This window comes from Amycolatopsis sp. NPDC051716, from assembly GCF_040681595.1.
In the GTDB taxonomy this organism is placed as follows: domain Bacteria; phylum Actinomycetota; class Actinomycetes; order Mycobacteriales; family Pseudonocardiaceae; genus Amycolatopsis.
This window is the reverse complement of sequence record NZ_JBFAZA010000012.1, coordinates 90,327-103,736: the sequence shown is the minus strand read 5'-3', so window position 1 is coordinate 103,736 and position 13,410 is coordinate 90,327. Positions and strand designations below refer to the sequence as shown.

17 protein-coding genes are annotated in these 13,410 nt (G+C 71.4%); 8 read left to right on the top strand and 9 right to left on the bottom strand.

Features of this window, described 5'->3' with window-relative positions; genetic code table 11:
* Positions 1-47 precede the first annotated feature (47 nt).
* On the top strand, positions 48-743 hold the full coding sequence (locus AB0M30_RS18600) for a class I SAM-dependent methyltransferase (protein ID WP_364585347.1): 696 nt from the start codon (positions 48-50) through the stop codon (positions 741-743).
* Here AB0M30_RS18600 and AB0M30_RS18595 read toward each other — a convergent pair.
* Complete coding sequence (locus AB0M30_RS18595) at positions 740-1,810, bottom strand: DUF3068 domain-containing protein (protein ID WP_364585238.1); 1,071 nt, start codon at positions 1,808-1,810, stop codon at positions 740-742. The two genes, AB0M30_RS18600 and AB0M30_RS18595, sit on opposite strands and share 4 nt — an antisense overlap.
* A 271-nt stretch (positions 1,811-2,081) precedes the next feature.
* Between AB0M30_RS18595 and AB0M30_RS18590 the strand changes: the two genes are divergently transcribed.
* Positions 2,082-2,579 carry a hypothetical protein gene (locus tag AB0M30_RS18590; RefSeq protein ID WP_364585237.1) on the top strand — a complete coding sequence of 166 codons (498 nt, stop codon included), beginning with the start codon at positions 2,082-2,084 and terminating at the stop codon, positions 2,577-2,579.
* Positions 2,580-2,740: 161 nt separating this feature from the next.
* Here the strand turns inward: AB0M30_RS18590 and AB0M30_RS18585 are convergent, their stop codons facing one another.
* The 4 genes from AB0M30_RS18585 to AB0M30_RS18570 form a co-directional block, all read right to left on the bottom strand.
* Complete coding sequence (locus AB0M30_RS18585; protein WP_013229283.1) at positions 2,741-2,959, bottom strand: helix-turn-helix transcriptional regulator; 219 nt, start codon at positions 2,957-2,959, stop codon at positions 2,741-2,743.
* Positions 2,959-3,438: a DUF2975 domain-containing protein gene (locus AB0M30_RS18580; RefSeq protein WP_364585236.1), complete on the bottom strand. Its 480-nt coding sequence runs from the start codon at positions 3,436-3,438 to the stop codon at positions 2,959-2,961. Before AB0M30_RS18580 ends, AB0M30_RS18585 begins: the two co-directional genes overlap by 1 nt.
* 56 nt (positions 3,439-3,494) lie before the next feature.
* Positions 3,495-4,673 (bottom strand): helix-turn-helix domain-containing protein, encoded by a 1,179-nt coding sequence (locus AB0M30_RS18575; protein WP_364585235.1) that lies wholly within the window; start codon positions 4,671-4,673, stop codon positions 3,495-3,497.
* Between the two features lie 93 nt (positions 4,674-4,766).
* Positions 4,767-5,396, bottom strand: a complete 630-nt coding sequence (locus AB0M30_RS18570; protein ID WP_364585234.1) for a class I SAM-dependent methyltransferase — start codon at positions 5,394-5,396, stop codon at positions 4,767-4,769.
* Positions 5,397-5,438: 42 nt separating this feature from the next.
* Between AB0M30_RS18570 and AB0M30_RS18565 the strand changes: the two genes are divergently transcribed.
* On the top strand, positions 5,439-5,906 hold the full coding sequence (locus AB0M30_RS18565; RefSeq protein WP_364585346.1) for a nitroreductase family deazaflavin-dependent oxidoreductase: 468 nt from the start codon (positions 5,439-5,441) through the stop codon (positions 5,904-5,906).
* Here the strand turns inward: AB0M30_RS18565 and AB0M30_RS18560 are convergent.
* Entirely contained in the window at positions 5,896-6,429 is a 534-nt protein-coding gene (locus tag AB0M30_RS18560; RefSeq protein WP_364585233.1) for a GNAT family N-acetyltransferase, read from the bottom strand. The genes AB0M30_RS18565 and AB0M30_RS18560 overlap by 11 nt on opposite strands.
* An 85-nt stretch (positions 6,430-6,514) precedes the next feature.
* Between AB0M30_RS18560 and AB0M30_RS18555 the strand changes: the two genes are divergently transcribed.
* Together AB0M30_RS18555 and AB0M30_RS18550 are read left to right on the top strand one after the other, a co-directional pair.
* Positions 6,515-7,099, top strand: coding sequence for a YdeI/OmpD-associated family protein (locus tag AB0M30_RS18555; RefSeq protein WP_364585232.1), 585 nt, complete (start codon positions 6,515-6,517; stop codon positions 7,097-7,099).
* A gap of 128 nt (positions 7,100-7,227) precedes the next feature.
* Positions 7,228-8,589, top strand: coding sequence for a pyridoxal-dependent decarboxylase (locus AB0M30_RS18550; RefSeq protein WP_364585345.1), 1,362 nt, complete (start codon positions 7,228-7,230; stop codon positions 8,587-8,589).
* On the opposite strand, the gene AB0M30_RS18545 is transcribed toward AB0M30_RS18550, so the two are convergent.
* On the bottom strand, positions 8,583-8,975 hold the full coding sequence (locus AB0M30_RS18545; RefSeq protein WP_360179010.1) for a hypothetical protein: 393 nt from the start codon (positions 8,973-8,975) through the stop codon (positions 8,583-8,585). The two genes, AB0M30_RS18550 and AB0M30_RS18545, sit on opposite strands and share 7 nt — an antisense overlap.
* Positions 8,976-9,128: 153 nt before the next feature.
* Between AB0M30_RS18545 and AB0M30_RS18540 the strand changes: the two genes are divergently transcribed.
* Positions 9,129-10,322 (top strand): glycoside hydrolase family 18 protein, encoded by a 1,194-nt coding sequence (locus tag AB0M30_RS18540; protein WP_364585231.1) that lies wholly within the window; start codon positions 9,129-9,131, stop codon positions 10,320-10,322.
* A gap of 52 nt (positions 10,323-10,374) precedes the next feature.
* On the opposite strand, the gene AB0M30_RS18535 is transcribed toward AB0M30_RS18540, so the two are convergent.
* Complete coding sequence (locus AB0M30_RS18535; protein WP_364585230.1) at positions 10,375-11,538, bottom strand: MFS transporter; 1,164 nt, start codon at positions 11,536-11,538, stop codon at positions 10,375-10,377.
* 64 nt (positions 11,539-11,602) lie between these two features.
* On the opposite strand from AB0M30_RS18535, the gene AB0M30_RS18530 reads away from it, so the two are divergent.
* Positions 11,603-11,977: a MerR family transcriptional regulator gene (locus tag AB0M30_RS18530; protein ID WP_364585229.1), complete on the top strand. Its 375-nt coding sequence runs from the start codon at positions 11,603-11,605 to the stop codon at positions 11,975-11,977.
* Between the two features lie 18 nt (positions 11,978-11,995).
* Here the strand turns inward: AB0M30_RS18530 and AB0M30_RS18525 are convergent, their stop codons facing one another.
* On the bottom strand, positions 11,996-12,421 hold the full coding sequence (locus AB0M30_RS18525; RefSeq protein ID WP_364585228.1) for a DUF5709 domain-containing protein: 426 nt from the start codon (positions 12,419-12,421) through the stop codon (positions 11,996-11,998).
* A gap of 99 nt (positions 12,422-12,520) precedes the next feature.
* On the opposite strand from AB0M30_RS18525, the gene AB0M30_RS18520 reads away from it, so the two are divergent.
* A complete protein-coding gene (locus tag AB0M30_RS18520; RefSeq protein ID WP_364585227.1) occupies positions 12,521-13,348 on the top strand; it encodes a cyclase family protein in 828 nt (275 codons plus the stop codon).
* Positions 13,349-13,410: the final 62 nt, after the last annotated feature.

Below are 13,410 nucleotides of genomic sequence, written 5' to 3'. Positions count from 1 at the left end.
TTCTCGTCGCGACGCCGCAGCCGCATCGCGCCACGCTCCGCCGCTCGGTGACCCTGTTCCGGACATTTCTCACCGAGCAGACCGATCCGGACGGCTTCTATTCCACGCTCGCCGCCGACTCCGTCCGGCAATTGGCGGCACACACTCCGCTGTCCGGACGCACGGTGCTCGACGTCGGCGGTGGTCCCGGCTACTTCTCCGACGCCTTCCGCGCGGCCGGCGCGGTCTACCTCGGCCTGGACCCGGACGTCGGCGAGCTGTCCGCCCGCGGCGAGCCGGGGGAGAACATGATCCGCGCCAGCGGCACGGAACTACCCGTGCGCAGCGGATCCGTGGACGTCTGCTACTCGTCGAACGTGCTGGAGCACGTGTCCGAGCCGTGGGTCATGCTCGCCGAGATGTGCCGGGTGACCAAGCCCGGCGGCACGGTCTTCGCGTCGTTCACGCCGTGGTATTCGCCATGGGGCGGCCACGAGACCGCGCCGTGGCATTTCCTCGGCGGCCACTACGCCCGGCAGCGTTATGCGCGGAAACTCGGGAAGCAGCCGAAGAACAAATTCGGGGAAAGCCTGTTCCCGGTTTCGGTCGGCGCCGCGCTTCGCTGGGCGAAGGCGACGCCGCTCGCCGATTTCGTGGCCGGGTATCCGCGCTACCACCCGAGCTGGGCGACGTGGATCGTGCGGATTCCCGGCCTCCGTGAAATTGCGTCCTGGAACCTGGTGCTGGTCTTGCGCAAGAGTTAGCGGTCGGCGCCGACCGGCACCCGCTGCCGCCGCCGCGGCGGGGCCGGCGGGGCGGCCGGACGCCGGCGGACCAGCAGGTAGATCGCCACGAGGATCAGCACCCCGCCGCCGATGCCGAGCCAGAGCGGGCCGGTGCTCGACAGGAACTCCAGCTTGCCCTTGTTCTCGTCGACCTGGTCGACCATCTGCGCGATCGTCTTGCCGTTGTAGGCGAGCGTCCCGTCGAACACGACGGTCGGGTTGCCGGTGGTGGGCCGCAGTTCCTGGTGCTGCTGTTGCTGCTGCTTCACCTCGACGCCGGTGACCGGCTCCACCCACATCGTGTTGACGCCGCGGTAGTACAGGTCTGCGTCGACGCTCGGGTCGGCGACGCCGACGAGCGAGCCGGGCACCGACTTCGTCTCGAGCTTGGTGTCCGGGATGTTCTGGACGAACTTGTAGGTCTCGATCCCGTTCACCTCCTCGGTGCCGGTGTACCGGGCGGTGACGGCGGTGCCGGTGTTGTCGTCGTAGACCTGGTAGTCCTTCTGCTCGGTGCCGAAGGGGAACTTGAAGTTCAGGCCGGGCTGGGCCTTGTAGATGTTCTGCTCCGGCGGCTTCTCGCCGTCCTTGTCGGCCTTGTCCTTGAGCTGGGTGACGTAGCTGCTTTCCTTGGTGCACTTCGGGTCGGCGTCCCCGCGCGGGTCGTAGCCCTCGGCGGTGTGCCGGTCGAAGCAGACCTGCCGCTTGCTCGCGGTGAGCACCGTGCCGTCTTCGTCGTCCTTGACCTGCACCGCGAGCAGCCAAACCGCGTAGTCGGTGCCCTCGTGCATCTCGGGCCGGGCGAAGTTCGCCTGCACGTGGCCGGTCGCGGTCAGCTTCCGGTTCTCGCGGATCTCGGTGACCGGGCCGGCGCCCTTGTCGGTCACGGCGAGGACCTTGCTCGCGGTGCCTTCCAGCACCGACGTCGAATCCTGGTCGAGCGGCACCTTGGTGAGCTTCGGGTAGACGTAGGTCGGCAACAGTACCGCCCCGGCGACCGCGAAGACCCCCAGCGCCAGCAAGATCAGGCCCAAAGCTCGTCGCAACGGTCCTCCTGGGTCGTACTCCGGACACCCAAATTACCCGGCGGTAATCAGGTGCACGGATAGTGGCCCGCGCCACGTCGCGCGTCAAAGTGTGACCGGCGGTCACAGATGTCCGGTGCGACCGGAAGGCCGCATGGGCACGGCCGTTCGGACCAAGCGACCAAACATGTTTGTTCCCGGGCACAACGGGCAGGGCCTCACCATCGGACGATCCCCCTGCCGCCGCGCCGGACCGCGAAGGAGAACTCCCCTTTTGCCCCAGGACCCATCGATGGTCGCCATCGCGGCGACCGCGCGCTGGCGGGCCCGGATCGTGGCGGCCGCCGCGAGCGCGGGGATCAGCATCGCCGACCCCCAGGCGGGCGTGCCCGGCATCCGGGTGCTGAGGTGCGCCTCGGGCGACCTCGGCGCGATCGTGCCCCGCCTGACCCACGACGACGACCCACCCCGCCCGGCGATCGGCGCCCATTCGGACTCGATCGCCGACCGCGAGCTGCGCGACGCCGTGGCGGACGTCGCGGCCCTGCTTTCGTTGCACGGCAACGTGGTCCTCGACCTCGACGCGGGCGGCAGGCGGCATCGCCCGGCCCGCCCGGACGTGGTGGTTTCGGCCGGTGTGGACCGTCCGCAGTGGACGAAACCGGCGGTGACCCTCCCGGTCGGCCGCGACCGCCGCGGCGGGCCGCTCACGGTGGCGCTGACGGCGGGCCCGGGTTTCGAGGCAACGCTGCTGGAGCTGGCCCGCTTGGTCGACACCGACGCGGCTTAGTCCGGCCCGCCCCTCCACAGCCCGTCACGCCTGGCCCCTGCGCCCCAATGTGGCCTTGGTTGCGTTCAACGCACCGAAGGCCACATTGGGTGCGTTGAGCGCACCGAAGGCCACATTGGGGCGCTTGGGATGGTCATCGCCAAGGTGGGTGTCGGCCCGGGTTAGACCTCGTCTTCGAGCTCGACCCACTCGAGGAGGTCGCCGGGCTGGCAGCCGAGCACCCGGCACATCGCTTCCAGCGTGCTGAAGCGCACCGCCTTGGCGCGGCCGTTCTTCAGCACGGCGACGTTGGCCGGCGTGAGGCCGATCTTCTCGGCGAACTCGCCCACGCTCATCTTGCGCTTGGCCAGTTCGACGTCGATGCGCACGACGATCGGCATCAGATGACCGCTTCCATGTCGGACCGGAGGGTGGTGGCCTGGCGCAGCAGCGCGCGCATGACCACCATCAGCAGGCCGACCACCGTGATCGCCACGGTCACCAGGAACAGCAGCATCGGCATCCCCGGGTCGTCCGCGTTGAAGCCGACGAAGAGCAGCATCCCGGCGATGACCAGCCACGCGGCGGCCACGGCCCAGACGATCGCGTCGACCCACTTCAGGGACGCGGTGGTGAAGATCCGGTCCTTCTTGACCAGCGTCAGCAGTTTCCAGGTCGCGACGACCACCACCTGGACGCACAGCACCAGGAAGACCGCGATGGCGGTCAACGGCCAGCGCAGCGGAGCGTCGTGCGGGTTCTGCTGCGTGTGGTAGGCGATGCCGCCCGGCAGCGAGAACGTCTGGAACACGACGAGGACGCCGAACAGCACCACGAGGAAGACCCTGAGCGCGGCGACGGCCCATTTCTCGGTAACCATATGCCGACTATCGCGCTATTCCTATCGAAAGTCAATCGGTAGTGATCGAAAGACGATCACGCGGGCTCGGGTTCCAGGCGCACTGACTCCAGCGCGACGTACAGCTCGCCGATGTCGACCGGGTCGGTGAGGTCGCGTTTGGTCAGCTCCTGCACGCGGCGCAGCCGGTACCGGACCGTGTTGGGGTGCACGAACAACCGGTCCGCGGCTTCCTTCGCCGAACCGTGGCCGGCGAACCACGCCAGCAGCGTGTCGAGCAGGACCTTGCGCTCCGCGGCCGGCAGCGTGAGCACCCCGGCCAGCGCCGACCGGACGACGTCGCGGGCCATCCCGGGCGCGGCCGCGACCAGCGTCGTCACCGGCGAGTCGCCGAACACCACCACACCCGCCGTCGCCGCCGGCAGTGAGCGGCGGGCGATGCGGGCGCGGTGCAGGGCGTCCGGGACGTCGGGGAACCCGGTGAACGGCTTGCTCATCCCGGCCGCCACGGGCAGGGAACCGAGCACTTCGCGCAGCCGCCGGACGTCCTCGATCCGGTCGATCGCGACCAGGCCGGCCTCGCCGCCGGGCCGCCACGCCGACCGCCAGCGCCGCGCCCGCAGCAGCGCCTCGACGGAGTCGTGCTCGTCCGGCTCGACGCGCTCGGTCACCACGACGACGAACATGCCCGCGGTCGGCAGGCCCAGGTCGCGGGCCGCGGCCTCCATGTCCGCCTGGCCGGCGAGCCGGCCGCGCAGGAGGTCGTCCAGCAGCCGCGCGTTCGCGTGCGACGGCTCGGCCGCGACCTCCTCGTACGCCGTGGTCAGCGCGTCGGAGTAGAGGTCGATCGCCTTCCAGACGTAGGAGTTGATCTCGATCGTCCGGGTCGGGTTGAGGAACTCCGGGCCGGCGAGCTCGAGGAGCCCTTCGTAGACGAAGGTGCCGCCGATCCGGAACGCGCGCAGCACCGCGGGCAGCGGGATGCCCTGACGCGCCTGGGTGAGGCCGGTCTTGCGGGCGGCGTCGAGGGCGAGGCCGTGGCCTTCGGCCAGCGCCGTCAGCGCTCGCTCGAGGTTGGCCCGGCAGACCTGCCGCAGCTCGCCGGGGGCGACGTCCTCGACCTGCCGGTAGAACTCGTCCTGCTCACTGAGCAGCCGGGCCAGGCGATCGGCGAACTCGGGGAGCCTGGCCAGCATCTCGCGCAGCAGCTCGCGGTGTTCGCGAGGTACCGGCCTGGCCAGAGCTTCGATGCCCATTCCTCACTTTAGCCCGGGTCCACCGCACGGCACACGTACGAAGTTGAGCAAAATTCATGTCCGTCGGGTGATCGGCGTCGTGCGGGGGCCGGCTCAGGCCGGTCTGCGGGCGGTCAGGTAGACGTGCGGCTCGGGGCCGGCGTCCGGGTGGTCGGGGACGAACTCGGCCTCGTCCTCCTGGACGATTTCGAGGCCCGCCGCTCGCAGCCGCTCCTTGAGGGGACCGGTGGCGAAACTGTACGCCCGGACCGGGTGGCCCATGAACACGATGTCCACTCCGTCGACGTCGGCGGGCACGGTGGCGAAGACGAGCAGGCCGCCGGGCTTCAGCCAGGTCGCGAGGCGGCCGATCATGGTTTCCTGCTCGGCCCGGGGGAACTGCAGCATCGAGAAGAAGGCCGTGATGGCGTCCCAGGTGCCGTCCGGGAAGGACAGTTCCCGCATGTCCCCGAGTTCGAAGCGGGCGGCGGGCACCTGGCTCCGCGCGATCTCGACCATCTTCGGCGCGACGTCGTAGCCGGTGACGTCGTGGCCGGCGGCGACCAGCAGTTCCGCGGTCGGCCGCCCGGTGCCGGCGCCGAGGTCGAGCACCTGCGCCTCCGGCGGCAGGGCGGCGAGCAGGTCGGTGAGCGCGGCGCGCTGGGCGGTCGCGGTGCGGAAGGCGTGTTCGTAGTCCGTGCCGAGCGCGTCGAAGACCTCGGCGGCGGTTTCGGGGCGGGTCATGCTCGCAAACCCTGCCAGACCTAGGATCTCGCCGTGACGGGTTTGCGGGGAGTCTTCGACGGGTTCGGCAAGAGCCGGGCGTTCGCGGTGCTGGGGCGGGCGCTCGTGCCCGCCGACCGGGTGCTGCTGCGGATCAGCGGCGGCCGGGTCGGCGTCGGCGCGGCGGTCGGGCTGCGGACCCTGCTGCTCACGACGATCGGGCGCCGCAGCGGCGAGCCCCGGCAGGTGCCGCTGCTCTACGTCGAGCGCGCCGGCGGGTACGTCGTGATCGGCTCGAACTGGGGCGGCGAGGCGCATCCGGCCTGGTCGGCGAACCTGCTGGCCCAGCCGAAGGCGACGATCGCCGTGCACGGGCGCACCACCGACGTCACCGGACGGCTCCTGACCGGGGACGAGCGCCGGCAGATGTGGGACGCGGTCGCCGCGTACTGGCCCGCGTACGACCGCTACGCCGTGCGGGCCGAGCACCGCGAAATCCGCGTCTTCCTGCTGGAGCCGGTCAGTCGATGAGGTCGGTGTGCCGGATCCGGTACACCTGCAGCCGAAGGTTGTAGTACTTGTCGGTCTCGCCGACCCAGTTCATCCCGAGCCGCTTGGCGACCGCGATCGCCCGCGTGTTGTTCGGCCGCGCGACGGCGAACAGCTCTTCGGTGTCCTGGGTGAAGGCCCACTCGATCAGCGCGGTGGCCGCCTCGGACGCGTAGCCCCGGCCCCAGACGCCGGGGCTGAGCTGCCAGCTCAGTTCGAGGTCCTCTTCGAACGGCGGCAGCAGCCGGATGCCGAGGCCGCCGATCACCACGCCGTCCTCTTTGCGCTCGATGGCCCACCGGCCCCGCGGCGGCGGCAGGTTCGGCTGGGTTTCCTGCCAAGCGTGCAGGACCGCGCGCATCGCGCCGACGTCGCCGACGCGGTCCATGGCCGGGGTCAGCCAGTGCGTGACGTCTTCCGCGCCGTAGATGTCGAACGCGGCTTCGGCGTCGTCCACCGTCCAGTCCCGGATCACGAGCCGGTCGGTGCTCAACGGGGTCTCCATACCAGGACGCTACGCCGGGAGACCGGTGATTGTTCCCGGGCGAAAGTGCTCAGAAGATGAGCACTTAGGCGCGGACGATGAGGACATGGAGAAGATCGAAGGTATCCCCGTGCTGGAGGTCACATCGGCCGGCGAGTGGCGCACGTGGCTGGCGGCGCCGGGCGGGCCGTCGGTGTGGCTGGTGATCCGGCGCAAGGGGAGTGCGGCGCCGGGGGTCCGGATCCACGAGGCGATGGAGCAGGCGCTGTGCTTCGGGTGGATCGACAGCAAGGCGCTGCGGCGCGACGCCGAGAGCACGTACCTGTGCTTCACGCCGCGGAAGCCGGGGAGCACGTGGAGCCGGGTCAACCGGGAGCGGGTCCTGCGGCTGACCGCGGCGGGGTCGATGACGCCGGCCGGGCAGGCGGCGGTGGACCTGGCCCGGCGGACCGGGACCTGGGACGTGCTGGCCGAGGCTCAGGACGGGGTGGTGCCGGCGGATCTGCGGGGTGCTTTTGCGGGGGAGGATGTGGCTTGGCGGTGTTTCGAGGGGTTTCCGCCTTCGTCGCGGAGGTTGATCTTGGAGTGGATCGCGAAGGCCAAGCGGCCGGAGACCCGCCGTCGCCGCATCGCGTCGACGGTCGAGCTGGCGCGGGAGAACCGCCGGGCCGCTCATCCGAAGGTGGCTTAGCGGGCCGGCACACCCGGGACGGCGCCGGCGGCGATGCCGCGAATGACTCATTCGCGACCTCCGGTGTCCCGAATGAGTCATTCGCGACCTCCGGCGAGGACTCGGCCTACAGTCGGCTCGTGGACGAGATGCATGCCCTCCTGGCCCGCGCCGCCGAGCTTGCCGCCGGCTACCGGGCCACGCTCGCTGAACGGCCCGTCGCTCCGGCCGCCGTCGATTTGGCCGCCCTGCGGTCCTCCTTCGGCGGCCCGCTGCCGAAAGCACCCACCCCACCGTCCGATGTGCTCGAACAGCTCGCCCGGGCCGCCGGGCCCGGGCTCGTCGCCACCGCCGGGCCGCGGTTCTTCGGCTTCGTCATCGGCGGTGCCCTCCCGGCCGCCACCGCGGCCGATGTTCTGGCCGCCGGCTGGGACCAGAACGGCTTCAACGCCGTCCTCTCGCCCGCCGCGGCCGCCGCCGAAGACGTGGCCGGTGCCTGGCTCAAAGAACTGCTCGGCATTCCCGCCGGCGCCTCCACCGGGTTCGTCACCGGCGGCCAAGCCGCGAACACCGCCGGCCTCGCCGCCGCTCGCCACCACGTGCTCGCCGAAGCCGGATGGGACGTCGAACGCGATGGACTCGCCGGTGCCCCGCGCGTCCGGGTCGTCGCGAGCGAAGAACGGCACGCCACCGTCGACCGCGCCCTGCGGCTGCTCGGCTTCGGCACCCGGGCCGTCGAGCCGGTCAAAGCCGGTCCGCAAGGCGCGATCGACGTCGAAGACCTCCGGAAAGTCCGCGAAGCCGGGACCGGGCCGCTGATCGTCTGCCTGCAGGCGGGGAACGTGAACACCGGCGCGTGCGACGACCTGCGCGCCGCCCGGGAAGCCGTGGGCGACGCCTGGATCCACGTCGACGGTGCCTTCGGGCTCTGGGCCGCCGCCAATCCGGGCACCCGCGCCCTCCTCGACGGCGTCGAACTCGCCGATTCCTGGGCCTGCGACGGGCACAAGTGGCTCAACGTGCCCTACGACTCCGGGTTCGTCTTCTGCGCCCGCCCGGAGGTCCACGCCGCGGCGATCGCCTACCGGGCCGCCTACCTCACCGGCGCCGGCGAGGTGAGCGGCATGGGCGACCTGACCTTGGAGTCCTCGCGCCGCGCCCGCGGCTTCGCCGTCTGGGCGGCGGTGCGCGAACTGGGCCGCGACGGCGTCGCCGAGCTCGTCGGCCGCTGCTGCCGGCTGGCTCGCCGCTTCGCCGGGAAGCTCGCCGAAGGCGGTGCCGAGATCGCCAACGACGTCGTCCTCAACCAGGTCCTCGTGTCCTTCGGCGGGGACACCGACGCCCTCATCCGGAAGATCCAGGAGGACGGCACCTGCTGGCTGGGCGGCACCACCTGGCGCGGCCGCCGCTACCTGCGGATCTCGGTGTCCGGCTGGTCGACGACGGAAGCCGACGTAGACCGCAGTGCCGCGGCGATCCTGCGCCTGGCCGGTCAACGCGCCGGTCAGTGACCTTCGCGCACCGAGAGCGAGTCCGTCCGCCAGGCGATTTCCTTCTCGCCGCCGGTCGGCCAGCTCGACGACAGGCGACGGCGGACGCTGCCCAGCGCGCCCAGCTCGGCCAGGTCGATGCGGGCGCCCTGCGCCGACAGCGTGGACACCTCGGCCGTGGTGAGCGGGACGAAGTCGAAGTACTGCGCGTCTTCCCCGCCCGAGGTGTCGACGAACTCGGTGAAGATCGCGGCGAACGACTGGCCGCACTCCGGGCACCGGCGCAGCGAAATGCTGAAGTGCGACCGCTCGACGAGGCGATGGGTCTTGTTCAGCCGGGTCGTGCAGAACGCCAGCGCGGTCAGGGCGTCTTCGCCGGAACAGCGGGCGCAGCCGAACTCGGTCATCGGCCGATCATCGCACGTCCGTGAATCCACGCCCGGCTGGGGGAGCATCGGGAAATCCGTTGACCGTACTGATTTGACCCTGGTCGGCAATGGTCTGGACCTGTTAGCCTCGGCACACCCACCTGGGCCGGATAGGAGAATGCCGTGCTCCGCATGAGAAAACGCATCGCCGTCGTCGCGCTCGCGCTCGCCGGTGCCTCGGTCGTCGCGCCACCCGCGGACGCCGGGCAGGGCCAGGGCAAGGTGATGGCCTACTTCGCCGACTGGGACGTCTACGCTCGCGGCTACCACGTCAAGGACATCGAGACGTCCGGGTCGGCCGCGAAGCTGACCCACCTCAACTACGCGTTCGGCAACGTGACGGGCGGCGGCTGCGCGGTCGGCGACCCGTGGGCCGACCACGACATGCCCTACGACGCCGCCACGAGCGTCAGCGGCCAAGCCGACAGCACCGAACCGGGGGCGCTGCACGGCAGCTTCAACCAGCTCCTCCAGCTCAAGAAGCTGCACCCGAAGCTCAAGGTGCTGTGGTCCTTCGGCGGCTGGACCTGGTCGGCGGGGTTCACCGAGGCGGCGAAGAACCCGGCCGCGTTCGCGGACTCCTGCTACAACCTGGTCAACGACCCGCGCTGGGCGGGCGTCTTCGACGGCATCGACGTCGACTGGGAGTACCCGAACGCCTGCGGCAACACCTGCGACACGAGCGGGCCGAAGGCGTTCACCGGGCTGGTCAAGGCGCTGCGCGCGAAGTTCGGGCACCAGCTGGTCACCGCCGCGATCACCGCGGACGGATCGAAGGACGGCAAGATCGACGCCACCGAGTACGGCGCGGCGAGCCGGTACCTCGACTGGTACAACGTGATGACCTACGACTACTTCGTCGCCGGCGCGAGTCCGAACGGGCCGACCGCGCCGCACTCGCCACTGCGCGCCTACCCGGGCCTCCCGACCGCCGGGTTCTACGCCGACGCGGCCGTCCAGAAGCTGCGCCGCCAGGGCGTGCCGCCGGCGAAGATGTTGCTGGGCCTCGGGTTCTACGGCCGCGGCTGGGACGGCGTCACGCAGAAGCAGCCGGGCGGCACGGCCACCGGTCCGGCGCCCGGCACCTACGAAGCGGGCGTCGAGGACTACAAGGTCCTCAAGACCAAGTGCCCGGCCAACGGCCGCGTCGCGGGCACGGCGTACGCGAAGTGCGGCTCGCAGTGGTGGAGCTACGACACGCCCGAGACGGCGTCGGCCAAGGCCGGTTACGCGAAGTCGCAGGGGCTCGGCGGCGTGTTCGCCTGGGAGCTGTCCGGTGACACGGCGAACGCCGAGCTGCTGCGGGCCATCGCGGGCCGCTGCTGACCCCCCGAACTGGAGGGCCCGGGCGCGAGCCGCGTCCGGGCCCTTCGTCCACTTAGGAGCGAGCGGGGAACCCGTGCCGCCGGGCGCCGAGCACCACGGCGAGCACCGGCAGCAGGAGCGCGAGCAGCGTCCAGGGGAACGCCGCCGGCCCGGCGGCGTCGAGCAGGACCCCGCCGGCCACCCCGCCCGCGGCCATCGCGGCGTTCCACAGCGTGACGAGCATGGCCTGCGCGTTGTCCGCCGCTTCTCCGCCGGCGTTCCCGGCCGCCGTCTGCAGCAGCGTCGGGACGCCGCCCCAGCCGAGTCCCCACAGCGCCACGGCGACGTAGACCAGTACCGGGCTGCCGGCGAACACCGCCAGCAGCGTCGCGGCCACCGCGACGCCGACGGTGCTGAGCACCATCAGCGTCCGCGGCGCGCGGTCGATCCGGGCGCCGACGACGCCGATACCGGCCATCGACGCGATCCCGAAGACCAGCAGGACGACGTCCACCGCGTCGCCCATCCCGGCGTGCCCGAGGAAGGCGGCGACGTAGGTGTAGAGCACGGTGTGCGCCAGCACGAACACGAGCGTCACGGCGAGCACGGGGACGACGCCGGGGACGCCGAGCGTGCGCCGGACCGGCGTCCGGCCGGCCGGACGCCCCGGCTGGTCCGGGACCGCCGCGGCGATCCAGGCGAGCAGCACGGCCGCGATCGCCGACATCACGCCGAACGCCCAGCGCCAGCCGAGCAGGCCGCCGAGGAACGTCCCGGCCGGGATGCCGAGCGAGAGCGCCAGCGGGATGCCGGCCATCACGACCGCGATGGCCTTGCCCTGGTGGTCCGGGACGAGCCGGCGCGCGTAGCCGGCGAGCAGCGCCCAGACGACGCCCGCGGCCACCCCGGCGACGAAGCGCGCCACCATCGTCAGCGCGTAGTCCGGGGACAGCGTCGTGACGGTGTTGGCCACGGCGAACCCGGCGATCCCGGTGAGCAGCAAGCGTTTGCGGGACCGGTTCGCGGTGGCGGCGGACAGCGGGATCGCGGTGAGCGCGGTGCCGAGCGCGTAGATCGTCACGGCCTGGCCGGCCGCGGGCTCGCCGACGCCGAGGCCGGCGCTCATCCCGGGCAGCACCCCGGCGGGCAGCGCCTCGGTGAGCACGGTGACGAACGCGGCGGTGGTCAAGGCGAGCAGGGTGGTCAGGGGCAGCGAGCGGGTGCGGAGGTCCGTCATGCCGCTATGCTCGAACCCTCACATTGGTGTGAAGGTCTACCGCGGCGACTGTGAGGTGGCGCACATGCGGATCGGCGAACTTTCGGAGCGCACGAACACGTCCCGCCGGCTGCTCAGGTACTACGAGGAGCAGGGCCTGATCATCGCGAGCCGCGGCCCGAACGGCTACCGCGATTACGACGAGCCGTCGATCGACCGGGTGATCCAGGTCCGCGGCCTGCTCGACGCCGGCCTGCCGACCCGGATCATCAAGCAGATCCTGCCCTGCCTGGACAAACCCCGGACGATCTACTTCCCGGACGCGACGCCGGAGATGATCGCCACCCTGGAGGCGGAGCGCGACCGGATGACCCGGCGAGCGGACTGCCTGCTGCGCAACCGCGACGCGATCAGCGAGTACCTGGCCGCGGTCCGCGAGTACGACCCGGCCGGCCGCTGACCCGGGGCTACCGCGGGCTCACCAGCGGCGGGACGGGTCGATCACGTGGACGGCCGCTTCCTCCGCCGAGGCCGCGCCGCCGTCGATGCCGGCGTCCGAGGCGTACAGCTCTTCGTCGGAGTCTTCGCCGAAGCCTTCGTCCGTCGCGACCAGGCGCCCCGCGCGGAGGTCGCCGACCTCGTCGTCGACCAGTTCGCCGTCGGTGTCCTCGGTGTCGCCCAGCCCGTCGTCGTCGACGTCGTCGGCCAGGTCGGGAACCTCGCGGGAGAGCCGGCCCGCCCAGCTCTCGCCCTCCGCCGTTTCGCGCGCGGTGGTGCCCCAGCCTTCGGTCGCCTGCGCGCGTTCCGGCGGTGAATAACCCTCCGCCAGCTCGTCGCGGTCGTCCAAAGTGTCCTCGGGGTCGAGGATGCCGTTGTCGGCGTTGTCTTCGATGTCGTCGTCCACGGCCCCATCTTCGCGCAATTCGTTGGCCGCGCCCAGCCCGGGTGATATGACGGTGTCGTGCCGGGGCTTCGCCCCGTGCCCGGTGAAAGGTGATCCCTCATGCCGATGAGACGCAGGGTGCTGGCCGCGGGGCTGGCCGGGGTGTTCGGCGCCGCGCTGTCCGGACGGACCGCCCAGGCCGCCGAAACCGCGCCGCCGGTGCGGCTGGACCAGCTGAACCTGGTCAACCTGTCGCACGTCAACGACCCCGCCACGACCAACGTCTTCCCCGGCGACCCGGCCTTCGAGCTGGAGACCATCGCCACCATCCCCGAAGACGGCTACTACCTGCAGTTCGTCCGCGAGGGCGAGCACACCGGGACGCACTGGGGCGCGCCCGGGCACTTCAACACCGGGGAGCCGCTCGCCGACGACATGGACCCGGCGGACCTGTTCCGGCCCGCCGTGAAGATCGACGTGCGCGCGAAGGCGGCGGCGAACGCGGACTACGCGGTCACGATCGACGACCTCAAGGCGTGGGAGAAGCGCCACGGCCGGATTCCGGACGAGTCCGTCGTGGTGCTGTGGACCGGCTGGGACGCCAAGTGGGGCACCCCCGCCTACCCGAACTCCGGTGCGGACGGCGTCCTGCACCAGCCGGGGTTCTCGATCCCCGCGGTGCGGTGGCTGATCGACACCGGGCGCCTGGGCCGCCGCGGCGGCACCGGCACCGACACGTTCAGCCCGGACGTCGGCACCGACGAGACGTACACCGTGTCCAAGCTGGTCTACCGGCGCCACCGGATCAGCCTGGAAATCCTGGCGAACCTCAAGGCCCTGCCGACGACCGGCGCCTGGGTGCTCGCCGGCGGTCCGATCAACCGCAACGGCGCGGGATCCACGGCCACGATCTTCGGCGTGCTGCCGCCGGGGGTCCAGGCGAGCTAGTCCGGCCCGAACGTCGCCGGTTAGAACAAGAGTGGCGCCGGCGTCGCCCACTAAAGAATAGC